This is a genomic window from Brachyspira hyodysenteriae ATCC 27164 (genome assembly GCF_001676785.2).
Classification (GTDB): Bacteria; Spirochaetota; Brachyspiria; order Brachyspirales; family Brachyspiraceae; genus Brachyspira; species Brachyspira hyodysenteriae.
Map to the genome: position 1 here is coordinate 2590573 of NZ_CP015910.2, position 23794 is coordinate 2614366.

Here is a 23794-nt window from a genome sequence, read left to right on the forward strand (position 1 = left end):
ATCAATTCTCTTCATAATTTTTTCTTATAGTTGAATATCTTTTTTGTATATTAATCGTAGTATCATTAGTTATCGGCATATTATAATCAAATCCTATCGGTAAAAAACCTAATTCTGTCATTCCTCCGCAAATTTCTAAAACCTCATTTACTGAAATGCCATATTTACAAAAATATACTCCCTGATTAACAACCGCTCCTTTTACTGTAATACTAATTAATTTATCATTTGCATTTTTAGTTTTATAAAATAGATTTATAAACATACCAAATACAAATATCAATAATGTAAAAGATAAACAAAGTATTCTATCTCTCATAATATTATCGGTTACTATTTTATATAACTATATAAATTTATTTAATGATATCATTCTTTTTATTTGTAGTCAAGATTTCTATTAATTAATATGTAATAATTATATTTTTTACTTGAATATTTACATAATGGTTGTATACTATTAAAAATATTATATTTATTTCCGATTATTATTAGTAAAAATAAATTATATGGTGTTATTATATGTTTGATTTAGATGTAGTAAATGCTTTCAGCAAAGGTACAGTTATTATATTAAAAAGTTATTTCAATTCTAAAGTTGGAAAAGGTGATGTAAGAATATACAGAAATGCAAATCATGTAGGCGGTGTTATAGTATTTGTTGGTATTACAGGCGATTTAAGCGGAAGACTTATGTTTAATATGAGTAAAGCAACTGCTTTTAAACTAGCTTCAGCTCTTAATATGGAATCTATAACTTCAATAGACGATATTTTTATTGCAACTATTAAAGAATTTGTTAACATGGTTGCTGGAAGTGCTATCAATGATCTATCAACAAAACATATAGATTTAGATATGACTCCTCCTGCTATACTTATGAGCGAACAAATGTCTATGCTTGAAAAAGAAAATGATAAAATATTATCTATAAATTATAAAACAGAATTAGGTGAAATTTTTATGAACTTAATTCTATTTAATCAAACTAATTGATAAAATGCCCAAAATAGTACAATATTCTCTAATATTATTTATTATAGTTTTAACTATAAAAATAATTATTGATAATATTTGTATAAAAATAAAATCAGATAAATTTTTAAATAAATATTTTAAAGATGAAGAAAAACTATACTCTTTAGAAGAAGTTTCATCGGCTTTTAGATTAGAAAAAGAACATTTTTTACAGCTTTTATCCACATTGGAAAAATATAATTATTTTTCTTTTTTTAATAAAAAAGGCGTTACTATGGTAAAAGATTACTATTCAAGATATGAATTAAAATATTTAGTACGTATTTTATCTAAAAAGCAAAAATTGAAATATTAAATTATATTATTTCCTTTATAAATAAGTCATTAGATGTAGATAAATCAACAACTTCTAACCCATCACTAACTGTACCATCAAGATGTTTAACAATGGAAAGTACAGGTCTTAAAGGAAGATTAGGATTTTGCTCTATTACTCTTGCTATAGAACCGTTTGAAAGTTTTACCCTTGTATTATTAGGATAAAATCCTACAGCTTTTTGAAATGCTTTTACAACATCACTGTCAAAATCTTTTTTAGCTAAAGATATTATAATTTTCACAGCCTTATCAGGAGTACAAGGTACGCCATGTTCTCCTTTGGTTAGTAAATTATTAAAAGTATTACAAATAGATACTATTTTACTGTATAAACTTATATCTTTATTATCTTTTTGAAAAGGATATCCGCTTCCATCATATTTTTCATGATGCTCCAACACAATATCTGCTATATTATCATCTAAATTATCTCTTTTTACTAATTTATAACCTTGAGTTGGATGTTTTTTTAATATACTTTCCTCTTCTTTTGTGAGATTAACCTTTGAAAGAAGACTCTCTTGTATAAGTACTTTTCCTATATCATGTACCAAAGCTCCAAGCATAATATTAGCCATATCCACTTTAGTAAGATTCAATTCTCCTGCTGTAATAGCTGCTAATGTTGCAACATCTACTGCATGTTTATACATAGTTTCATCTTTTCTTTTCAGCATAGAAAGATAGGAATGGGCATCTTTATTTTCTACAATAGAAGAAAGCATGTTATTTACTTCCTTCTTCATAGAATCAAAATCTATTCCGCCGCCTTTTTTTGCTATTTCATATAATGACTTTGTTTTTTCTATAGTAGCTTCCTGTCTTTTAACAACTTCCTGACTATCTATCTTCAATATTTTCTTTCCTTCTTCTTCCATTATGCCTCTTAATACAGGTTTTTTGCCGTCTCCAGAAGTATTAACAGTATTTTCTTTTTTTAAATCTAAAAGCTCCATTACACTAACTGTAGTAATAGAATTCCTTTTTAAAGTTTCTATAATATCTTTTGTAACAATAGTTCCAATATCTACAATTCTTTTTTCATCACTATTATATATATTGCTGGCTATCTTCATTCCTTCTTTTACTTCATTTAATGGTATAACAATCTTTGGCATTTAGTTCCTCACTATAAATAAATCATTATATTAAAGAATATAATATCATATAGTTGTATATTATCAAGTAAAATTATGTTAATTTCTATATATAAAATTTTGTACTGCTTATGAAATTATGTATTTTTTCCAAATCTTATAGATGTCACATTGTACTTATTAAGCCTTAATATAAACATAGCCACTATTACAGCAAAAAATAATGCTGCCACTATAAAATAATTAGCTATAGATGCTGTAGTTTTATTCTGTATGATATTAAGTCTTTCTGATTTGGAATTTATGCTTTCATCTATTGCATTGGCTTCTGATATATTGCCGCTTTCCATCAAAGAACCTTTTCTCATTCTAAGATTATCTATTTCTTGTATTATAGTATCGGCTTCCCTATCTTTTTTTATATTATTGTAAAGATTATATCCCCAAGTACCTATACCTATAAGCGACAAAATAGAAGTTATTATAATCAATACTAATATAGCAAATCTTCTTTTTTTTATGCTTAAATTTGATATATTTAAAGATTTTGACTTTATTTCTTCAATATGATCTATAAGCTCTTTAGAATCCGGATAAGTCAATTTTGCTTCTTCTATACATGACAAAAGATTAAGCATAGATTTGTATCTTTCAGACCTTTGAAATCCTAAATAATATTTATCTATCTCTTTTATTTTATCTTCTACTGTATGTTTAACTATTTTTGGTTTTAAAAAATATGATTTTTTTTTCTTTTTTTTCTTATTATCTTCATCCGAACCATCATTTATTTCTTCATCGTTATCTTTATCTATAAGATCAATATTACTTTCATTACTGCCATCAAGAAATCCCTTATCTAATTTCCTAATTCCTCCTAATGTGCTTTCCTGACTTACTGTATTTCCATTCTTATCTTTTACCTGAACTCTGATTCCAAATGTATTTCTAAACATAGCTTCTGCACTTTCTACACTTGTATCTTTATTGATGACTATAAAAGCTTTTTGATTTTTTCTAGGATCAGATATTTCAAATAGTTTAATATTATCTGATTTGTGAGCACCTTTATATATTCCTAAAGATACCCCAAATTCTCTATCAAAAGCATCAAGTAATTTTGATATTGACATATCTAATGTTATCTTCATAATAAACAACCTTCACAATATGCTATTTTACCATATTTTACAATAAATAAAACATATAACTATAAAAAAAGAAAAAATATAGAATATCATACTTGATTTTTACTCAGTATAATTTATAATCTAAGCATTAAAAAAATTTTAAATTTGTATGTTTTTATTATAACATATTGCCGAGATGGCGAAATTGGTAGACGCAGCAGACTCAAAATCTGCCTGAGGCAACTCAGTGAGGGTTCGAGTCCCTCTCTCGGCACAGTAAATTACTATAAATGAGTGTGCCTATGAATTACTCAGCTATAATAATAGATGATGATAATAATAGATTGAACAAAGTTAAAGCTACTTTAGAAAGTTCATCTATAAAGGTATTCATAGCTGAAAATTTATATGAACTTATAAGCAAAATATATAAATACAGTGTGAAAATTTTAGTATTCAATCCTAATCTTGTATGGATAAATGTTATAGAATTTATAACAGAACTCAAAAAACTTCCAAATTATGATGAGTTTACAATATTCTTTTTATATGAAGATATAGATATAGACTTGGAAAGAGAAGCAAAAAAACATAATATAATATGTATGAAATATCCGCTTCATATAAATAAATTGATAACGAAAATAGAATCTTTATGACTCTATCATAAATTTTATAAAGAAAGTAGTTCCTTCACCCGGTATTGATTCTACATCTATTGTACCATTATGTTCTGATATTATTTTTTCAACTGTAGAAAGCCCTATTCCTGTACCCTTCTCTTTTGATGTAAAATACGGTTCAAATATTTTATGCAAATTATTATTTTCAATTCCAATACCTGTATCTGTAATACTAATAATAAAAAATTCATTTAAATCTATAATTTCATGGTATGATGATATATATATAACCGATCTTGAAGACTTTTCCATAGCTTCTATAGCATTTTTAATCAAATTTCTAAAAGCCATTATCAACTTTTCTTTATCCATGTTAATAAAATAATCATGCTTACTTAATACCACACTGAATTTAATAGTGTTTATGTTCTTAAAAGACTCTAAAACCTCTATTAAAGCACTATTTATAGACTGTTTTTCATCAGAAAGTCTAATGGCAAATGAAAACTCAGAAAAAGATCTCACCAAATTAGAAATTACATTAGCATTTTTTATTATAATATTTGATGATTTTTTAGCCTTTTCAACATCTTTATCTGTCATATTCGTAGATATTTTTCTTTCTATAAGTTCTGCATTCATTATTATAGGCATAAGAGGATTTTTTATCTCATGAGCCACTTTAATAGCAGCCTCTCTCCAAGTTTCAAGTCTAGCCCTTGTATTCTCTCTGTCTCTATGATATTTTAATGCCCTTGCCATTACATTGAATCTATGTATCAAATTTCTCATATCATGAACGCCGCCAAGCTTCATATCTATATTAAAATCAGCATTTGTAATAGAATTTGTAGCATTAAGTATTAAACTTATAGGTCTTGTTATGAGCCTAGATAGAGCTATTCCAAATATTATAGAAAAAAATGCGGATATACCAAGAACAAATATATACAAAAGACTAAGTATCATAGAAAATTCATTTGTAAACATATTTACAGAGTTATATATCCTAAAAGTCTCCAAAGCATTATTTCTAACTTCTATATAATTTTTAGGCATAGATTCAGACCATATAACATAGTTGTTTTTGTATGATAATGGTATAATAGCATTAACATAAAAAGAACCATTATATTCGCTATTAATAAATAATATATTTGTGTTAGTTAATTTATAGTTGATATCAAGCGGTATATAATTAGCAGAATTAAAAAAAATTATATTATTCAAATTATATGAATTTGATAGAAACACTATATTATTAAAATATTCTGAAGATTTTATTATTTTACTTATATCTTCATATTTTATATGTCCAATTTCTAAATTATAATATAAATTATTGAAATACCTTATACCAACACTATCAATAACATTTGACATGAATATCTGTTTATCTATTATTTCTTGATTTGAAATATCTATTACATATTCTACAGAACTGCTAATTTTTTGATCCAAAAATAGATTTAAATTTGTTTTGATAATATATGTAGATATTTTGCTTATAAACAAACTTGGAACAACAGTCATAAGCCCCATAATCAATACTATTACCAATTTTAGATGAGAACCTTCCTTTTTCATTATAGCATCAACAATAAATTTAATTATAACTATAACACCTATTAAAATACTTGTTAAAGGGAAAAACATTACAGAAAACATATAAAACTGATTTGTAATGTTAGGTTCATATATAAAGCTGCTTATCCACAAAGCAGCTATAAAATTTAATATAATAAAAAAACATATAATACTTGGAAATAATATTCCATATCTAGTTTTTATTTTCGATATTGTTTTTTTAATAAAATTCATAATATAATTATTATTTAAGCATATTTTGTAATATATCTTTCATATCATCTATTTTTTTTAATTGTACTGCTTTAATACCAATATCTAAAGCAGCATTAACATTATTAATATTATCATCTATAAATAGGCATTCATCAGCTTTTAAATCAAATTTATTTAAAAAATATTCATAAATATCTTTATTAGGCTTTATCATTTTTATATGAGCAGAAACAACACCTCCAATGCATGTATCATCAAAAAAATCTGTTTCTTTTCTTAATGCTTCAAATGTTTCAGAAGGCATATTGGAAAGATAATATATATCATATCCTTTATTTTTATATTCTTTAAGTAAAGAAATATTATTATGATTTTTATTTAAACATAGAGTAAGTGAAGTATCAAATAATTCATCTATAATTTTTTGATATTTAGGATTCATATCTATAAATAATTTTCTTGCATCATTAAAGTCAAGATCTCCTTTATCCATAAGATGCCAATTTTTATTTGAAAAAGAATTTTGAAAAAATTTTTCTCTGTCTTCTTCATCTATATATTTATTCATAAATTCATTTACATTAAATTCATATAATACATTTCCAATATCTGATACAATATTTTTAATCATAAAGATAGCCTTTTTAAAAAAGAAATTTAGTAATATTATATTTTCTATAAAAATGTTTGTCAAGTATATAGATAATATATTATAATTATATAAAAATAATTTTTTTAATCATAATTTTATCTAATATTATGTTAATTTTAATACTGCAGTCTTGACAAATAATTAAAAAGAATTTATATTGTATTCAACTCTGCTGTTCTCGTTAAACGATAGTACATTCTTGCGCCAGTATAAATTAATGCATTAGGGATCTGGAGCGAAGCATTAATGATAGGCTCGCCGTTATCGCGATACGGTTTTGAGAAATCAAGGTCATGTTTCTGAGGAACCCACCTGACAAGAAAAGTCAGGCGCATTTATGTCGTATACGGCTCAGCGGAGCTTTTTAATAACATATCAAATTAAATAAACATATCAAGAAAACATTTCAAGTAAAATTTGCTTTAGCCGATAACTAATATAGTTTTTTATATCTTTATTATAAGATAACTATTATATAAAGGCTGAATATTATGAATGAAAATAAAAAGCAGAAAATAATGAAAACAGTTTTAAGTTTAATGATATCTTTTCTTATCATTTTTATAGTTGCTATGTTCGCACGTGCTGCAAGTAATACTGTACTTCCAGAAAACAATGGTATAGCGGTATTTATCAATGACTATTTAGATATGATGATGCAAAGAGTAGATAAAATAGCAGTAAAAATGAAAATAAAAAGAAATAGTGTATCTGAGTACCAAGTTAATTTAATAACTCAATCAATATCCGATTATGTAGGATATAGTATGTATCAAACATCAGATTCACTAAAAGATTTTAATCCTAATAATACACCTTCAAAAGCTCAAATAGATAAATACAAAAATAATTATTATAAAATGACTGTTGAAAATCCATATTTGAGAGGAATGACTGTTTTCAGCACAGAAGGAAAAATGCTTCTTAATTTATATTTATCAAGAAATAAATCTTGGCCTTTAGAACTTCAGGACAATTTAATAAATGAAATTAAAAATAAAGGATCATTAGTATTAAATGCTACAAATGAAAATGCATTTTATATAATGGAATATATAAAAAATCCTTATGGAGAAATAATCGTTACTACTAGAAATGATTATGCTTATGTATCTGATATAGCTATGTATTATCAAGTAGCTGACAAAAGACTTTATGTAAGCGATGCAAGAAACTCTGTTTACAATGTAAGAGAAGCTGTAGGAGATAACAATATAGAAAAAGTTTCATCTGTTATAAATAGATATGCATACTATAAAAAACAGCCTAGTTTCATGGTTAATGATTCTCTTTCTGTTTCTATGATAGGAAAAGAATATCCTAACTACTTTGAACTTATAGTACTTGCTATAACAGCATTACTCATACTTGTTTGTCAGTTATTTATCAAAGCGGTAGTATATTTCTTTAAATACATTATGCAGATAAAAAGCAATAAAGATTATGTTGAAAGCATAAGAGGAAATGATGAGCTTATAAATAACAATATAGTTAACTCACAATTACCTAAATCAAATGCTATTGAAGAAATGCCTCCTATGATTCAAAAAGTACATTACAAAGTACCTGATGAATATCTAAAAGAAAATAATAATTCAAAAGATGAGGATAAATTCAACATAGGAAAAGATATATTAAATATAGTATCTAATATAAAAGATGAAATAAATGCATGCAAAAATAAATTTACTGTTTCAAAAGAGGACTTAGAAGATAAAAAAGAAAATTCAGAAAATCAATTAGAAGAAAGTACAACAGAAGAAGAAACTATAGAAGAAATAAACGAAATAAATACTGAAATAGATATAGAAACTGCATTTGCTAATATAAAAAAGGATTTACAAGAAGAATATGATAGAGCTATAGAAGAGAATTTCTTAGAAGATAGTCTTTATGATATGAGCAGTGAAGAAGAAGTTTATGAAGACATTAATATATCAGAAAATGATGATATGTCTATAAACGAATACGAAATTAAAGAAGAAAAAGAAGAAGAAAATAATGATACTGTTATAAATGATTATGAGATAAAAGAAGAGCAATATGCTGAAAATAATGATGATGATAAAGAATTCATGTCTATATCTAATGAAGAATTAAATATTAAATCATCAGATTCAGATATTGACAATAATTTTATAGCTGAAAGTTTATCTTTAGATGAAAATATATTAAAAAATAATGTATTAAATAATTCTGAAGAGAAAGAAGAAGAAAATGCTTACAAAATCGATAATGAATTTAATAAAAAAATAATAAAAAATGATTTATTATCAAGCTATAAAGAAAAAGAAGAAGAAAAAAATAAAGAATATGTAAGAAATTTATTCAATAGTAAGAAAACAGAGAACCATATAAATAATGATTCTCATGATATTAGTATGGATATATTAAATTCATATAATAAAGCTATCGATAATATAAAAAATAAAAGCGAAAAAGAAGAGGATTCTAAAGAAGATGTAAAAGCATCTAACTTGGATAATGAGTCTAATTCAAGAACAGATGATGTGTTTGCCGCTTTCGATAAAATGTTATCCTCTATAATAAGCAAAGCAGAGGAAGATGCGAGAAAAAGCATAACAAAAAAATAATAGTTATTTAGAGGTGTTAATATGTCTGACAAAAATAAGATATCTATCTTTGTGTATGTATCTATACTTATAAATTTGATAGTTCTTGCTTTATTTATTACGTTTGTATTCGGACTGAAAAAAGATGCTTTTGATGTTGATACAAAGAAACTTGATAGAAATGCTTTGATATGTCAGAATAGTATAGTAAATTTGGTGAAAGATTATGATGAAAGACTTAACAAAATAGTTGATAGCTATCCTTTTATTAATCTTTTACAGCAGGTTATATTAAATGGAATAGATACTGCAGAAAGAGATAGAATTATATCAATATTCAGAAGCGGTAATTATCCTTTTGATACAGTAGCATTATACTTAGCAGATGGAAAATCAGTATTTTCTTCTCCTGTAAAAACTAAACCTGTAGATTTAGAAAGCTACAAAAATTCTAAAGCTGTGGCATTTTTTGATAAAGATTATGACGGCGTATATTTTGTTAAGCCAATAAAAAATGACAGAGGAATAGAAGTAGGATATATAGTAGCAAGCGTATTTAAGAAAATATTTGAAAATACATCATATAATTTAAACTTCGTAGTACTTTCTAATGGTGTTGTCTATTATAACCCTTCTATAGATATTAACAGCATATCAATAGACAGTTTAACTCAATATATGAATAAAGATATAGGAAGTTCTGGTACTATAGATGCTGATAATAATACATTTGCTTTTTATTCAGGTAAAGTTAAAGATATAGATAATTTTAGTATAGGTATATTAGAACTTAATGTACCTATAGTTCAAAAGTATTTAAAATATATAATATTAGCACTTTTATCTTTATCTTTTATATTCTTGCTTACAACTTCTCTAGTAGAAAGATTCAAACCTGCTGCTAATAATAATATAACAGAAGAATCTGAAGAAGATGATATATATGATGAAAGCGAACCTCCTATAAATAATTATGATAATGCTAATATTGTAAATGATGAAGAGTTTAATATTGATGATTATGATAATGATATAGAAGGCTTAGATGATGAAAGTATTAAATATCTAAATAAAGTAGATAAAATAACAAAAAATAGTAAACTTGATCTTCCTAATATAGATGAAATAGAAGATATAAAAGTTGAAGATAATGATACAAGATTGAATGATGTAATGGATTATGAAGATAATGATGATGAAATAATCAAATTAGATGATGTACTAGAAGACGGCGGAGAAACAATTCAAGATGATAATGATGAAGATGAAGAAATAAAAATAGAAGATTTATCATCTTTAGATAAAGTATTAGAAAATGAAGATAATGATGAAGATGAGAGTATTAAATTAGAAAATATAGAAAATTTGGATGATGTGCTAGATGAACAGCAAGATGAATTAGAAGATGTTCCTAATATAGACGATGTACTTGATGAACAGAAAGATGAATTAGAAGATATACCTAGTTTGGACGATATAGTTGATGAAGATAATGAAGAAAATAATACAGAGGATGTACCTAGTTTAGACGATGTACTCAATGATGATAATACAGAAGATGTTCCTAATTTAGATGATGTACTAGATGAACAAGAAGATGAATTAGAAGATGTTCCTAATTTAGACGATGTACTCGATGAAGAAGAGAAAGAAAATAATACAGAAGACAATAGTAATGAAAGTATGCCTGAAATGAAAGAGTATTCTGATGAGGAGCTTTTAGATTCTAATCTTTTATTGGATGATGATGAAGACAATAATATAGATGATACTGTAGGCGATTTGAACGATATACCTGATCTACATGATGAAATAAAAGAACCTGAAGAAGATAAAGAAGATAATAAAGACATGCTTGAAATGAAAGAGTATTCTGATGAGGAGCTTTTAGATTCTAATCATTTATTGGACGATGATGAAGATAATAACGAAGAAGACAATAATATAGATGATACTGTAGGTGATTTAGATGATATACCTGATTTGGATGATGTAATAGATAATATTACAGAAGAGAATGATAATACAGAAAATAGTAATGAAGAAAATGAAGAATCTGATGAAAATATTCCTGAAATGAAAGAGTATTCTGATGAGGAGCTTTTAGATTCTAATCATTTATTGGACGATGATGAAGATAATAACGAAGAAGACAATAATATAGATGATACTGTAGGCGATTTAGATGATATACCTGATTTAGACGATGTAATAGACGATATTACAGAAGAAAATGATAATACAGAAAATAGTAATGAAGAAAATGAAGAATCTGATGAAAATATTCCTGAAATGAAAGAGTATTCTGATGAAGAGCTTTTAGATTCTAATCATTTATTAGACGATGATGAAGATAATAACGAAGAAGACAATAATATAGATGATACTGTAGGCGATTTGGATGATATACCTGATTTAGACGATGTAATAGACGATATTACAGAAGAAAATGATAATACAGAAAATAGTAATGAAGAAAATGAAGAATCTGATGAAAACATGCCTGAAATGAGAGAGTATTCTGATGAAGAGCTTTTGGATTCTGATCATTTAGTAGATGATGATAATGAAGAAGATTTAAATGATATACCTGATACAAACGATGAAGTTAAAGAATCTGAAGAAGCTGATAATGAAGAGCTAGAAGAAACTATTGATGATAATAATAACTCATCAGATAATGATATTATAAAAGGAATTGATGATATTATAGATGATAATGATGACAATAAAGAGGGGGATATTTTGATAAGTCATGGATCTATTTTAGAAGATGAAATAGTAAAAAAAGAAGAGGAATACTTTTCTTCAAGCGATGCTTTCAATTTTTCGCTTAACAGAGATTTTTTGCTAGGAGATTATGATGATGAAGAAAATGACAGCAATAATAATGGAAGCTCTAATATATCACCTAATTTCAATGAAGAATATGATGACGGAGAAGTAATTAAACCTGCAAGTGAAAAAGATAGTTTCGATACAGAAGATTTAATAGATAAAGATTTATATGACCCTGAAGAAGTTCCTAAAGTTCCAGATGACTTTTATAGAGAAGCAGAAGAAAAAGTAAAAGAAAATATGACTTCTAATTGGAAGAAAGTTTTAAAAGCTCTTAGAGGTAAAAAATTTGTCAATAAAAATATGAGCGAAATGCTAGAATGGGTAAAAGAACAATCTGGACTTGATATAATACATGCAGCTATGCTTACAAGACAAGATAATGGAAGTTATGATATAGCAGAATCTCAAAATATTTCTGATAATACAAAAAATAAATTGAATATTAGCGAGAATGAAGCTTTATTCAAAAAGATTCTGTCTCATAAAAAAACATTATATGTATCTGATCCATTCGCTTCAGATTCTATAAAAAGTAAATTTGATTCTGAAGATAGAAAAGATATTTCCCATATGATATTTGTACCAATAGAAAATGATGAAGGAGGATTAAAATCATTTTTTATAGGACTTTCATCTAACTAGTAAAATAAAAGAGGTTATATAAACAAATGGAATATATTATAGTAGTATCGGCGTTTATTGTTATAGGAATCATTGTTAGTTTAGTATTCGGTAAAATACTTAAAATAAAAGTATTTGGCGGTTGGGTTATGATGTTTCTTATAGCAACTGTCGGTGCTCTGCTTGGATCATACTATTTACCTAGATTAAGCAATATACAATATATAAAAATAAATTTATCATCTGCGATATTAGGATCTTTTATATTGGTGATTCTTTTATATATATTTACTCCTAAATCTTTAAAATAAGGATATAAATACATGTTCATAAAAGAAGTAAGAGAAATAGTAAAACCTAGTATAAAAGATGAAGATGCTATAGAAAATATAAGAAAAGCAGCTGAAATAGCACAAAATTCTATTGACTTGGCATTTAAACTTTGTATGTCAGGAGTAAGAGCCTCTAAAGTAGATAAGGAAGTAGAAAAATATATAAAATCACAAAATGCCTACCCTGCCAATTTTGAAGTTCCTGATTACGGATTTGCTACAAGCATATCAAGCGGAAATGAAATAGCACATGGAAGACCTACAAATAATAAAATACTTGTTCATGGTGAGCCTGTATGCGTTGATGTAGGAGTTAAATATAATGGATATTATGCTGATTGTGCTAGAACTATAGTTATAGAAGGCGGTATGGGTTCTGTAAATCATAGAGCTTATAAACTTATAGATGCTTGCAAAAAATCTTTAGAATATGGTATTTATAAATTAAGACCTAATGTGCTTTTAAGCGAATATGGAAGAACTGTTGAAAATAAAGTTCATGAATACGGATTCAGCGTAATAAAATCGCTTACAGGACATGGCGTAGGCTATGAATATCATGAAGCTCCTTATATATTTAATTTTTATCATCCTAATAATGATGTTGCATTAGAACCTAATATGGTGCTTGCATTAGAGCTTATGATAACAAATGGTACAGATAAATACGAAAAAGAAAAAGACGGCTGGACTTTATCAACTCCTGATTATTCTTTAGCTGTTCATTTTGAGCATACTGTTTTAATCACTCAAACTGGTGTAGAAATTCTCGGTATAAAAAAACAATAAAAAATAATTATTATTCTTTTAATAAAATCTCAATTTAATTCTTTACTAATAATTCAATAATATAGAAAGTTTATCAAAAATAATATATACTAGTACAAATTAAATTTTAGGAATATATATAATGGGAAGCGTATTTGGAAATAATATTAAATTAAGTTTATTCGGAGAATCTCATGGAGAAGCTATAGGCTGTGTTATAGACGGATTTCCTTACGGAATTAATATAGATAATGATTTTATAGACAGTGAAATGGACAGAAGAAGAGCTAAAAATGCAAAGCTCACAACAGCAAGAAATGAAGCCGATAAAGCAGAAATATTATCAGGAATACTTGAAGGTAAAAGTACAGGTATGCCGATAGCCGCAATCATAAGAAATGAAAACAAAAGAAGCGGAGATTATTCTAATTTAAAAACACTTCCTAGACCTTCGCATAGTGATTATACTGCAATGCTAAGATATGACGGATTCAATGATATAAGAGGCGGCGGACATTTCTCAGGAAGACTTACTGCTCCTTTAGTATTTGCAGGTGCTTTGGCAAAATTGGCATTGAAAGAAAAATTTGATATTAATATAGCAGCTCATATAAAACAAATATACAATATAAAAGATAAATATCCTAATAATGTTTTTCCAACTTATGAAGAGTTTACTCATAATTATAATAAAGAATTAAGTGTATTTGATAATGAAGCTATGGATAAAATGATAAAAACTATTGAAGAAGCCAAAATGAATATGGACTCAGTAGGAGGTATTATAACTGCTGCCGTATTTAATATGCCTGCAGGATTCGGAGATCCTTTTTATTCATCTATAGAAAGCAGAATAGCTCAGTCTATATTTGCTGTGCCTGCTGTAAAGGGAATAGACTTCGGACTTGGATTTGACTTTGTTAATTATAAAGCAAGCGAATGTAATGATGCTTACACTATAAAAAATGATAATAATATAAAAAGAGTTGAAACAAAAACTAATAATAATGGCGGTATATTAGGCGGTATATCAAATGGAATGCCTATAGTAGTTAATGTAGTTATAAAGCCTACCCCATCAATATCAAAAGAACAATTAACTTTGAATATAGAAACAAAAGAAGAAGAAACTCTTGTAATTAAAGGACGTCATGATCCATGCATAGCTGTAAGGGCTGTAGCTGTTATAGAATCTGCCATTGCTGTTTCAATACTTGATTTATGTTTGGATATGAAAGGAAAATTGATTTAATAGCATATTTATACAGTATTAAAAATTTGTAATTAATGAAAAATTGTATATACTATATAAAATAAAAACATTATAGGATATTAAGTGAAGAAAATATTTACAGATATACCTCATCCGATAAAAGAAATAGCAAGAATATTATATGTTGAAGGCTTTCAGTGTTTTTTAGTAGGCGGTGCAGTTAGAGATTCTATAATGGGCATCACTCCGCATGAATATGATATAACTACAGATGCAAGACCAGAGGACGTACAAAGAATATTTAAATATACTATCCCAACAGGCATCAAGCATGGAACTATACTTGTAATTATAGAAGATATGCATGTGGAAATAACAACTTTTAGAAGCGATGGAAATTACAGTGACGGAAGACATCCAGATCATGTAGAATATGCTACTAGTATAGAAGAAGATTTACCTAGGAGAGATTTAACAATAAATGCTATGGCATATAACATTTTAGACGGAAGTCTAATAGATATGTTTGACGGCATGAAAGATATAAAAAAAAAGATAGTAAAATCTGTAGGAAATCCTTATGAAAGATTCAGCGAAGACGGACTTAGAATAATGCGTGCTATAAGATTCGCTACAAAATTAGATTTCGATATAGAAAAAGAAACATTTGATGCTATAACTCACTCTACAGGTATGCTTGCATCAATTGCAGCGGAAAGAATAAGAGAAGAGTTTAATGGCATACTACTATCCAAAAATCCTTTCAGGGGATTAGAATTACTTAGAAAAACAGGCGTATTATCTCTAATATTGCCAGAACTTATGCAGGGTTTTGGAGTAAATCAAAATAAATTCCATAAGTATGATGTTTATTATCATATTCTTCATACCATACAGTCAGTAGAGCCTTTAGAAACTGAAGAATTAACATTATTAGTAAGGCTGGCAGCACTATTTCATGATATAGCTAAACCTATGGTTCAAAAAAAGGTATCAAAACAAGATGATCCTGTTTATTATAATCATGAGGTTGTAGGAGCTAATATCGCCAAAAAAATAATGAAAAGATTAAAATATTCAAATTCTGAAATAGATTTTGTAACATTATTAGTAAGACAGCATATGTTCTATTATCAAGATGAATGGACTGACGGTGCAGTTAGAAGATTTATGCGTGCTATTGGTGTTGAAAATATAAGACCTCTTTTAAGATTAAGAGAAGCTGACAGACTTGGAAGCGGAAACAGAAAGGATAAAGAAAGCAAAGCTATACCTAAATTATTGGCTAGAATCGACAAAATAATCGAAGAAGAAAATGCTATTACTGTTAAAGATCTCAAAATAGACGGAAATGATTTAATCAATGAATTTAATTTAAATCCGGGACCTTTAATAGGCAAAATACTAAATTATTTACTAGATTTAATATTAGATGAACCTGAATTAAATAATAGAGAATTCCTTATGGAAAAAACAAAAAACTTTTTAGAGAGTAATAATATAAAAGATGGGGTATAAAAATGTATTTGCTTTCAGATATAGGAAACACTAGAGCTAAGTTAGCAATTTTTGAAGAAAAAAATTGCAAACCTTTATATTATAAAGCTATAGAACATAGCAATGCTTTAGATTTAGTAAGTGCATTAAATGAAATAAAAAATAATCATACAGATATAAAACAGGTATTTTACAGCAGTGTTTCACTGAAAGTAAATGATTTATTTGAAGGCAGCGTGGAAGATTGTTTCAATATGAAGCCTTACAGAGTTACCCATAATGATATTGAATTAAAAGGTAATTCTTATGAGCCTAAAGATTCTGTAGGTATAGACAGAATATTATCTACTTATGCATCTATATGTCTTGAAAAAATCAGTAATAGTAATGAAGAGAAATACGCTTCAGTTGTTATAGATATGGGTACAGCTACAACAGTAAGCATTATGATTTCAGATTTTACATTTCTAGGCGGTATGATAATAGCAGGTACAAAAACAAGCTATCAGGCATTATCAAATGTTACTTCTTTACCTTATTATGAAATAGGTCCTATAGAATCAATACCAAATCCTATAAACAATAATGTGAAAGATGCCATAATGTCAGGTGCTATATATAATACAATAGGTACTGTTAATTATGCAGTATCGGAAACCAAAAAGTATATAAAATCTAAATATAATATTAAATGCAAAATCTTTTTAACAGGCGGAATATCCAATTTAAAATTATTGAAATGTAAAGTTTATCCGTTTCTAGTTTTACAGGGTATTTACTTTAATATGATAGCTAAAAATAAATAACTTTTTAATGCTGTCAGTAATATGTTTCAATTCAAAACTATTATAATATATATATTTTTTATAAAAAAAATTCACTAAAAAGTATGCACTTAGTATAATAAAATATATCATTTAGTACATATATATTTGACAAATGAGAAAAAACTGATATACTTTAAACTATATATAAGAAAAGAATGGAGGATTTGCCAATGACTACAGGTAAAGTAACTATACAAAATGATACAGGACTTCATGCCAGACCTGGTAATGAATTTGTAACATTTATTAAATCATTAACAGGATGTAAAATAGAAATAGAAAATGAAGCTGGTAAAAGAGTTAATGCTTCATCTCTTTTAAAAGTTTTATCATTAGGTGTAAAAAAAGGTTCTGTACTCACTGTTTATTGTGATGGAGAAAATGAAGCAGAAAATCTAAAAAAAATAGAAGAATTTATGGCTAATTTAAAAGACTAATTAAATTTAATTTTATTTATGGAATTATAATATGGAAAAAAGAATTACTGGAATAGGGGTTTCTCCCGGTATAGCTATAGGTAAGGTTTATCTCTTTTTAAAAAAAGACATAGTAATTTCTAAATGCCCATGTAAAGAGGTAGAGTCTGAAAAGGCAAAATTGTTAGAAGCTAGAAATAAAACAAAAGAACAGCTTCTTAAGATAAGAGAATCTACAGCTAAAAAAGTTTCTGAAGAAAAAGCAGCAATATTTGATGCTCATATTACTTTGCTTGAAGATGAAGATTTACTTGAAGAAGTTAATAATATCATAACTGATGATAAAGTATGTGCTGAATATGCTTTATCTCAAGGTATAGAAATTTATACTAAAATGTTAAGCGAAGTTGAAGATGAGTATTTGAGAGAGAGAGCTGGAGATTTACTTGATATTTCTGACAGATGGATAAGAAATATTCAAGGAGAAGATATAGTTGATGTATCTAATCTTCCTAAAGATTCTATAGTAATTGCAAGAGATTTAACACCTTCTGATACTGCTAATTTAGATTTGGATAATACTCTTGCATTTGTTACAGAAATAGGAGGAAGAACTTCTCATACATCTATTATGGCTAGATCTTTAGAGCTTCCTGCTGTTGTAGGTGTTGGTGATAGTTTGAGTGATATAGAAAATGATCAAATTATAATCATTAATGGAAATACAGGTTCTGTTATAGTAAATCCTACAAAAGAATCTATAGATGAATGTTTGAAGCTTAAAGAAGAATTTGATAAGAAAAGAGCTTTATTAAAAGAGTATGCCCATAAAGATGCTATATCAAAAGATGGTACAAAAATAAGAGTATATGCTAATATAGGTTCTCCTGCTGATTTAGGCGGAGTTTTGAAAAATGGGGCTGATGGTATAGGACTTTATAGAACAGAGTTTCTTTTTATGGAAAATACTGATTTCCCTACAGAAGATGAACAATTTAAAGCATATAAAGAAGTAGCTGTTGCTATGAGCGGTCATACTGTTACTATAAGAACTATGGATATAGGCGGTGATAAATATCTGCCTTATTTAGAGATGCCTAAAGAAGAAAATCCGGCACTTGGGTGGAGAGCTTTAAGAATATGTTTGGACAAAACTTCTATTATTAGAACTCAATTTAGGGCTTTACTTAGAGCATCTGCTTTTGGTAAAATAAAAGTAATGCTTCCTATGATAGTATCTATAGAAGAACTTCGTAAAGCTAAATCTATATTCAATGAATGTAAATTAGAACTAATGAAAGAAAATATTCCTTTTAATGAAGCTTTAGAATTGGGTATGATGATAGAAACACCTTCTGTTGTATTCAGAGCAGAAGCTTTCGCAAGAGAATCTGATTTCTTCTCTATCGGTACTAATGACTTAACACAATATACATTAGCTTCAGACAGAGGAAATGAAAAAATAGCAGCTATATGTGATCCTTATAACCCTTCTGTACTTATAGCTATAAAAATGGCTATAGAAGGAGCACATGCAAGCGGAATTATTATTTCTATGTGCGGTGAGCTTGCTGGAGATTTACTTGCTGTACCACTACTTTTCGGTCTTGGGCTTGATGTATTCTCTATGTCAGCAATATCAATACCTGAAGTTAAAAAAATGATAATCTCTTTAGATAAGTCTGAATGTCAGATGTTAGCAAAAAGAGTACTTTCACTTGATACTGCTGAAGAGGTTAAAGCTGAATTGTTAAGATTCATAGAAGTACATGAAAGAGGCGGTACTATAAGCTATTAAAAAATATTAATTATAAAAATAAAAAGGAGTCAAGAAATTGACTCCTTTTTATTTTAATTTTTTTTATTTAAGAATAAAACCTTGCATATATACCGCAAGGAAGAATAATATCAGAGTTTTCTATAGGAAGCCCTATTTCACCGCTTTCAAAAGTACCTTTATGTTTGATAGAAGTTGATAAAATATTTTTTAATGATATATTAGAAAAACTTGCTGTATAACAGTTTATTAGAAAAAGAATAGGTTCATCAGATAGAAGTTTAATACATTCTTCTACTAATCTTTTTAAACTAGTCTCTATTTGCCAAAGCTCTCCATTAGGACCTCTTCCGTATACAGGAGGATCCATTATTATAACATCATATTTCCTTTCACGTCTTATTTCTCTTAATACAAATTTTATAACATCTTCTATAATGAATCTTACTTTTTTATTTTGTAAATTGTTGATTTCTATATTTTTCTGAGCATGCCCCACTATTTTTTTTGAAGCATCAACATGCACAACTTCATCACAATCAGCATAAGCACAAGCTACTGTTGCACCGCCTGTATATGCAAATAGATTTAATGCTTTTATTTCCTTATTTTTATGACTAGAAGATTTTTTTTCTTTTATTTTATCAATAATAAACTGCCAATTAACGGCCTGTTCCGGAAAAATACCTATATGTTTGAAATTAGTAAATTCTATTTTGAAAGATAAATCTTGATATTTTATGATAAAATTATCTTTAGGCTTGTTTATATACTGCCAATAACCTCCGCCCTTATCAGAACGATGATATATAGCATCTAAATTATTCCATTTCTTTAACTGTTTAGACCAAATAACTTGAGAATCCGGACGAGATACTAAAAATCCGCCTATATTCTCAAGTTTTTCGCCTTCACCACAATCTATAATTTTATAGTCTTTCCATTTATCAGCTAAGAGCATTTTATTTTTTACGCTTTACCTTTGATTATAATAAGTAACATCATTTCTTACTACAACAATATCAACCCTTCTATTTAAAGCTCTACCATCTGGTAAATCATTAGATGCCACCGGTCTTGTATCAGCATATCCTGCTATTGAATATTTATTTCTATCCAATTTTCCAGCCTGATCATTTTCAAATATTTTTTCTAAAATAACCATAGCCCTTGCAGAAGAAAGTCCCCAATTATTTCCAAATTTCTGTTCTGTAATACTTCCAGGAATAATAGAACCTGAATCTGTATGACCTTCTATCCTTACATCATTCGGCAAACCGCTAAGTACAGAAGCTAATTTGATAAAAGTTTCAACATTATTCTGATTATCAACCAAATTAGTAGAAGCAGATTCAAAATACTGATCTGCACCAAGACTTATGATAAAACCTCTCTCATCTTCCTCTATTCTTACTTTTCTGCTTTTAATTTCTGATTCTAAAACAGAAGTTGCCTTGTCAATACTTCTTCCAACAGAATATCCTCTATCAGTAGAAGGCAAATTATCAACTGTAGCACCTCCATAAATAAGTCTGCTTTGTGATAATGTAGTACCGCCAGGCATAACACCAAATGATCCTTGGAATGCCGTAGCAATAAGCTGTATAGAAGAATCACTTACTGATGTAGACATTGTAGATAGTAACAATACGAAGAATGTTAATACCAAAGTTACGAAGTCTCCGTAAGTTTGAAGCCATAAAGGAGCTGATGGGCCTGGAACTTGAGCTTTATCACCAACTTTTTTAGCTTTTTTACCAAATTTAATAGTAGCCATTTATTTACCTCTGAATTATTATCTGTCTCCAACTTGTTCATTAACTTTCTGACGCTGTGAAGGAGGCAAGAAAGATATTAATTTATCCTTTACTATTCTAGGGTTATCACCAGCCTGTATAGACAAAATTCCTTCAACCATAATACTTTGAACTGTAGCCTCTGATGAGTGTCTAGCTGCAAGTCTACCTGCTATAGGCAAAGCAAAACCGTTAGCTATAACAGATCCGTAATATGTAGTAATAAGAGCTACAGCCATACCAGAACCGATGGCTTCAACACCACCACCACCACCTAAACTTCTAAGCATGATTACAAGTCCGATTAATGTACCAATCATACCCCAAGCAGGATACAATGAAGCAGCATCTTCAAAAACTTTTCTTACTGTATCGTGTCTTGCTTCTACGTTATCTATTTCAGTATTCAAAATATTTTTTACAAGTTCAGGGTCTGTTCCGTCAACTACAAGCTGCATGCCTTTTTTAAGCAATGGATCTGAAATTTCCTGTATATCATCTTCCAATACTAACAAACCTTCTCTTCTTGCTTTCTCTGAAAAACTTAAAAGAGTTATGATTATTTGTGCTTCATCATAATCTGGTTTATTCAAAAGCATTTTAAGAGCTTTTGGAACACCTAATATAGTTCCTAAGTCATTGGCAACTAAAAGGGAAGTAGTTCCACCTAAACCTGTTACAACTGCAGATGCAATGTCCACCATGTGTCCGACATTACCACCCCCTGAAATAATACCAAATAAATTGATACCTATTACCAAAAAAACACCTAAAGGTACAATTATATCCATATTTTACTCTCTACCTAAAATTTTATTTTTTATTTATTTTTTATTCTTCATTACCATAGAATGATGGCTTTCCTATAGTTTTTTCATCAACTATTCTAGTTCTGTACTCTATTATTCTTCCAAGTACTGTTTCAAAACTATCCTTAGTTACAACCTTCCTTCCAGATAACATTGTTATTACCAAATCAGGAGTCTCCTCCATGAATTCTATTTGATGCGGATTCACATACAATATACTTCCATCAAATCTTGTTATATGTATCATTATCAGAAACTCCTAACTCTATTATACTATAAAATTATAAAAAGTCTATTTTAATAATATTATTTATTATCTTTTAAGAGCTATAACTTCCTGAAGCATTTGATCTGCTGTAGTAATAGTTCTAGCATTAGATTGGAATCCTCTTTGAGTTACTATCATATCTGTAAACTGCTCACTCAAATCAACGTTAGACATCTCTAAAGTTCCAGCTTTAATAGAACCTCTGCCTTCTGCAGCAGCTGTACCGATATTAGCAGCTCCTGAGTTATTGCTTTGTACAAATAAAGTATCTCCTGCTTTCTCTAAACCGCCTGCATTATTGAATTTAGCTAATGCAACCTGACCTAAAGTTTTTCTGTTTCCATTAGTAAATACACCTGTTATTTGACCGCTATCATCAAAGCTGAAACCTTCTAGCATACCCATAGTATAACCATCTTGTTCTATAGCTTTAGTTGTTGATGGTGATTCAAATTGTGTAATACCATTAAATAAACCAACTTCACCTAAAGTAAGGTTAATAGTCTGATTTACTTCACCTTCTGTTCCTTGATAAGTGAAAGATACATTAGGCATTAATACTCCTTCTGTCTGAGTATTAGTACCATCACTTACTGAAATTAAAGAACCAGCATCATTGAATACTAATTGGAAAGTATTATTTCCGCCGCCTTCTACTGGATCACCTGCAGAAACACTTACACTTCCTTCTGTAGCATCTGGTATATCTATTACCATATCCCATCTGTTAACATCTGTTCTAGTGAAAGTTGCTCTTAATTGACGAGGTATTCCTGTAGAATCATAGATTGTTAAATCTGACTGATGTGTTTCTCCTGTTTTCTGTAAGTTACAGAAATATTTTGTATTAGCTGTAGCTCTTGCTGGGTCTTTTGAACCTACTGGTATAATAACATCTTCTACACCAGCTGAAGTATTTAATTCCATTTCGCCTGTTTCAGGATTAAGTACAGCATTCCAACCTTGTACCTTATAACCATTAGAAGGATTTACTAAATATCCGTCTTTATCTAAAGAAAAAGCACCATTTCTAGTATAATAAGAATTATTTCCTCTTTTTTCAATAAAGAAACCTTCTCCCTGAATAGCTAAATCAGTGTTTACACCTGTAACTTGTAAAGCACCTTGAGTATGTATAGTGTCTATAGTTGCAACCATCATACCTAAGCCTACTTGTTGAGGATTGATACCGCCTCTATCCTCTTGCGGCTTAGCTGCTCCGCTTAAAGATTGGCTTATCATATCCTTGAAAGTAACTCTTCCTCTTTTAAATCCGTAAGTATTAACGTTAGCTATGTTATTTCCAACCACATCCATTCGAGTTTGATGATTTTGCAAACCAGACACGCCGGCAAATAATGAACGCATCATAAGGCGTATTCCTCCAAAATTTTA

Annotated in this window: 22 protein-coding genes and 1 tRNA gene; 13 read left to right on the top strand and 10 right to left on the bottom strand. The window is 28.1% G+C overall.

Annotated features, from left to right (window positions below):
- Nucleotide 1 precedes the first annotated feature (1 nt).
- On the bottom strand, nt 2-319 hold the full coding sequence (locus BHYOB78_RS11310; protein WP_012670916.1) for a hypothetical protein: 318 nt from the start codon (nt 317-319) through the stop codon (nt 2-4).
- A gap of 203 nt (nt 320-522) precedes the next feature.
- On the opposite strand from BHYOB78_RS11310, the gene BHYOB78_RS11315 reads away from it, so the two are divergent.
- Entirely contained in the window at nt 523-996 is a 474-nt protein-coding gene (locus tag BHYOB78_RS11315; RefSeq protein ID WP_012670917.1) for a chemotaxis protein CheX, read from the top strand.
- Between the two features lie 4 nt (nt 997-1000).
- Nucleotides 1001-1333, top strand: a complete 333-nt coding sequence (locus BHYOB78_RS11320; protein WP_012670918.1) for a hypothetical protein — start codon at nt 1001-1003, stop codon at nt 1331-1333.
- Nucleotide 1334: 1 nt separating this feature from the next.
- Here the strand turns inward: BHYOB78_RS11320 and BHYOB78_RS11325 are convergent, their stop codons facing one another.
- A complete protein-coding gene (locus tag BHYOB78_RS11325) occupies nt 1335-2474 on the bottom strand; it encodes an HD-GYP domain-containing protein (protein WP_012670919.1) in 1140 nt (379 codons plus the stop codon).
- 116 nt (nt 2475-2590) lie between these two features.
- Nucleotides 2591-3604 (bottom strand): hypothetical protein, encoded by a 1014-nt coding sequence (locus tag BHYOB78_RS11330; RefSeq protein WP_012670920.1) that lies wholly within the window; start codon nt 3602-3604, stop codon nt 2591-2593.
- Nucleotides 3605-3773: 169 nt separating this feature from the next.
- Between BHYOB78_RS11330 and BHYOB78_RS11335 the strand changes: the two genes are divergently transcribed.
- Both BHYOB78_RS11335 and BHYOB78_RS11340 read left to right on the top strand, forming a co-directional pair.
- A tRNA-Leu gene (locus BHYOB78_RS11335) sits at nt 3774-3857 on the top strand.
- Nucleotides 3858-3885: 28 nt separating this feature from the next.
- Entirely contained in the window at nt 3886-4242 is a 357-nt protein-coding gene (locus BHYOB78_RS11340; protein WP_020064972.1) for a response regulator, read from the top strand.
- Here the strand turns inward: BHYOB78_RS11340 and BHYOB78_RS11345 are convergent.
- Together BHYOB78_RS11345 and BHYOB78_RS11350 are read right to left on the bottom strand one after the other, a co-directional pair.
- Nucleotides 4237-6027: a sensor histidine kinase gene (locus BHYOB78_RS11345; RefSeq protein WP_012670922.1), complete on the bottom strand. Its 1791-nt coding sequence runs from the start codon at nt 6025-6027 to the stop codon at nt 4237-4239. The genes BHYOB78_RS11340 and BHYOB78_RS11345 overlap by 6 nt on opposite strands.
- A gap of 10 nt (nt 6028-6037) precedes the next feature.
- Complete coding sequence (locus BHYOB78_RS11350) at nt 6038-6640, bottom strand: HAD-IA family hydrolase (protein WP_012670923.1); 603 nt, start codon at nt 6638-6640, stop codon at nt 6038-6040.
- Between the two features lie 512 nt (nt 6641-7152).
- Here BHYOB78_RS11350 and BHYOB78_RS11355 point away from each other — a divergent pair.
- The 9 genes from BHYOB78_RS11355 (at nt 7153) to ptsP (ending at nt 19547) form a co-directional block, all read left to right on the top strand.
- On the top strand, nt 7153-9255 hold the full coding sequence (locus tag BHYOB78_RS11355; RefSeq protein ID WP_020064971.1) for a hypothetical protein: 2103 nt from the start codon (nt 7153-7155) through the stop codon (nt 9253-9255).
- A gap of 21 nt (nt 9256-9276) precedes the next feature.
- A complete protein-coding gene (locus BHYOB78_RS11360; protein ID WP_244269314.1) occupies nt 9277-12717 on the top strand; it encodes an AAA family ATPase in 3441 nt (1146 codons plus the stop codon).
- A gap of 26 nt (nt 12718-12743) precedes the next feature.
- Nucleotides 12744-13007 carry a hypothetical protein gene (locus tag BHYOB78_RS11365; RefSeq protein ID WP_020064802.1) on the top strand — a complete coding sequence of 88 codons (264 nt, stop codon included), beginning with the start codon at nt 12744-12746 and terminating at the stop codon, nt 13005-13007.
- A 12-nt stretch (nt 13008-13019) separates the two neighbouring features.
- On the top strand, nt 13020-13817 hold the full coding sequence (gene map / locus BHYOB78_RS11370) for a type I methionyl aminopeptidase (RefSeq protein WP_012670927.1): 798 nt from the start codon (nt 13020-13022) through the stop codon (nt 13815-13817).
- Nucleotides 13818-13938: 121 nt separating this feature from the next.
- Nucleotides 13939-15048, top strand: a complete 1110-nt coding sequence (aroC, locus tag BHYOB78_RS11375; RefSeq protein WP_020064801.1) for a chorismate synthase — start codon at nt 13939-13941, stop codon at nt 15046-15048.
- Nucleotides 15049-15132: 84 nt separating this feature from the next.
- The gene (locus tag BHYOB78_RS11380) at nt 15133-16527 is read left to right on the top strand and encodes a CCA tRNA nucleotidyltransferase (protein ID WP_012670929.1); all 1395 of its coding nucleotides are present in this window, start codon (nt 15133-15135) and stop codon (nt 16525-16527) included.
- A gap of 2 nt (nt 16528-16529) precedes the next feature.
- Nucleotides 16530-17312 carry a type III pantothenate kinase gene (locus tag BHYOB78_RS11385; RefSeq protein ID WP_012670930.1) on the top strand — a complete coding sequence of 261 codons (783 nt, stop codon included), beginning with the start codon at nt 16530-16532 and terminating at the stop codon, nt 17310-17312.
- A 191-nt stretch (nt 17313-17503) separates the two neighbouring features.
- Entirely contained in the window at nt 17504-17770 is a 267-nt protein-coding gene (locus tag BHYOB78_RS11390; protein ID WP_020064800.1) for an HPr family phosphocarrier protein, read from the top strand.
- A gap of 31 nt (nt 17771-17801) precedes the next feature.
- Nucleotides 17802-19547: a phosphoenolpyruvate--protein phosphotransferase gene (gene ptsP, locus BHYOB78_RS11395; protein ID WP_012670932.1), complete on the top strand. Its 1746-nt coding sequence runs from the start codon at nt 17802-17804 to the stop codon at nt 19545-19547.
- 67 nt (nt 19548-19614) lie between these two features.
- Here the strand turns inward: ptsP and BHYOB78_RS11400 are convergent, their stop codons facing one another.
- From BHYOB78_RS11400 to flgE, 5 genes are all read right to left on the bottom strand, one after another.
- Nucleotides 19615-20487, bottom strand: coding sequence for a class I SAM-dependent methyltransferase (locus BHYOB78_RS11400; RefSeq protein ID WP_020064799.1), 873 nt, complete (start codon nt 20485-20487; stop codon nt 19615-19617).
- 15 nt (nt 20488-20502) lie between these two features.
- Nucleotides 20503-21303, bottom strand: a complete 801-nt coding sequence (locus BHYOB78_RS11405) for a flagellar motor protein MotB (RefSeq protein ID WP_008730641.1) — start codon at nt 21301-21303, stop codon at nt 20503-20505.
- An 18-nt stretch (nt 21304-21321) separates the two neighbouring features.
- Nucleotides 21322-22113, bottom strand: coding sequence for a motility protein A (locus BHYOB78_RS11410; RefSeq protein ID WP_012670934.1), 792 nt, complete (start codon nt 22111-22113; stop codon nt 21322-21324).
- 40 nt (nt 22114-22153) lie between these two features.
- Entirely contained in the window at nt 22154-22378 is a 225-nt protein-coding gene (locus BHYOB78_RS11415; RefSeq protein WP_020064798.1) for a flagellar FlbD family protein, read from the bottom strand.
- A gap of 66 nt (nt 22379-22444) precedes the next feature.
- A complete protein-coding gene (gene flgE / locus BHYOB78_RS11420; RefSeq protein WP_020064797.1) occupies nt 22445-23770 on the bottom strand; it encodes a flagellar hook protein FlgE in 1326 nt (441 codons plus the stop codon).
- Nucleotides 23771-23794: the final 24 nt, after the last annotated feature.

Bases quoted from the DNA above. Each gene is read 5' to 3' on its own strand.
- BHYOB78_RS11360 (WP_244269314.1), top strand. From the start codon at position 9,277: ATGTCTGACAAAAATAAGATATCTATCTTTGTGTATGTATCTATACTT.
- ptsP (WP_012670932.1), top strand. From the start codon at position 17,802: ATGGAAAAAAGAATTACTGGAATAGGGGTTTCTCCCGGTATAGCTATA.
- map (WP_012670927.1), top strand. From the start codon at position 13,020: ATGTTCATAAAAGAAGTAAGAGAAATAGTAAAACCTAGTATAAAAGAT.
- BHYOB78_RS11405 (WP_008730641.1), bottom strand. From the start codon at position 21,303: ATGGCTACTATTAAATTTGGTAAAAAAGCTAAAAAAGTTGGTGATAAA.
- BHYOB78_RS11355 (WP_020064971.1), top strand. From the start codon at position 7,153: ATGAATGAAAATAAAAAGCAGAAAATAATGAAAACAGTTTTAAGTTTA.
- BHYOB78_RS11390 (WP_020064800.1), top strand. From the start codon at position 17,504: ATGACTACAGGTAAAGTAACTATACAAAATGATACAGGACTTCATGCC.
- BHYOB78_RS11410 (WP_012670934.1), bottom strand. From the start codon at position 22,113: ATGGATATAATTGTACCTTTAGGTGTTTTTTTGGTAATAGGTATCAAT.
- BHYOB78_RS11365 (WP_020064802.1), top strand. From the start codon at position 12,744: ATGGAATATATTATAGTAGTATCGGCGTTTATTGTTATAGGAATCATT.
- BHYOB78_RS11400 (WP_020064799.1), bottom strand. From the start codon at position 20,487: ATGCTCTTAGCTGATAAATGGAAAGACTATAAAATTATAGATTGTGGT.
- BHYOB78_RS11315 (WP_012670917.1), top strand. From the start codon at position 523: ATGTTTGATTTAGATGTAGTAAATGCTTTCAGCAAAGGTACAGTTATT.
- BHYOB78_RS11385 (WP_012670930.1), top strand. From the start codon at position 16,530: ATGTATTTGCTTTCAGATATAGGAAACACTAGAGCTAAGTTAGCAATT.
- BHYOB78_RS11320 (WP_012670918.1), top strand. From the start codon at position 1,001: ATGCCCAAAATAGTACAATATTCTCTAATATTATTTATTATAGTTTTA.
- BHYOB78_RS11415 (WP_020064798.1), bottom strand. From the start codon at position 22,378: ATGATACATATAACAAGATTTGATGGAAGTATATTGTATGTGAATCCG.
- BHYOB78_RS11340 (WP_020064972.1), top strand. From the start codon at position 3,886: ATGAATTACTCAGCTATAATAATAGATGATGATAATAATAGATTGAAC.
- BHYOB78_RS11350 (WP_012670923.1), bottom strand. From the start codon at position 6,640: ATGATTAAAAATATTGTATCAGATATTGGAAATGTATTATATGAATTT.
- BHYOB78_RS11325 (WP_012670919.1), bottom strand. From the start codon at position 2,474: ATGCCAAAGATTGTTATACCATTAAATGAAGTAAAAGAAGGAATGAAG.
- aroC (WP_020064801.1), top strand. From the start codon at position 13,939: ATGGGAAGCGTATTTGGAAATAATATTAAATTAAGTTTATTCGGAGAA.
- BHYOB78_RS11345 (WP_012670922.1), bottom strand. From the start codon at position 6,027: ATGAATTTTATTAAAAAAACAATATCGAAAATAAAAACTAGATATGGA.
- BHYOB78_RS11310 (WP_012670916.1), bottom strand. From the start codon at position 319: ATGAGAGATAGAATACTTTGTTTATCTTTTACATTATTGATATTTGTA.
- flgE (WP_020064797.1), bottom strand. From the start codon at position 23,770: ATGATGCGTTCATTATTTGCCGGCGTGTCTGGTTTGCAAAATCATCAA.
- BHYOB78_RS11330 (WP_012670920.1), bottom strand. From the start codon at position 3,604: ATGAAGATAACATTAGATATGTCAATATCAAAATTACTTGATGCTTTT.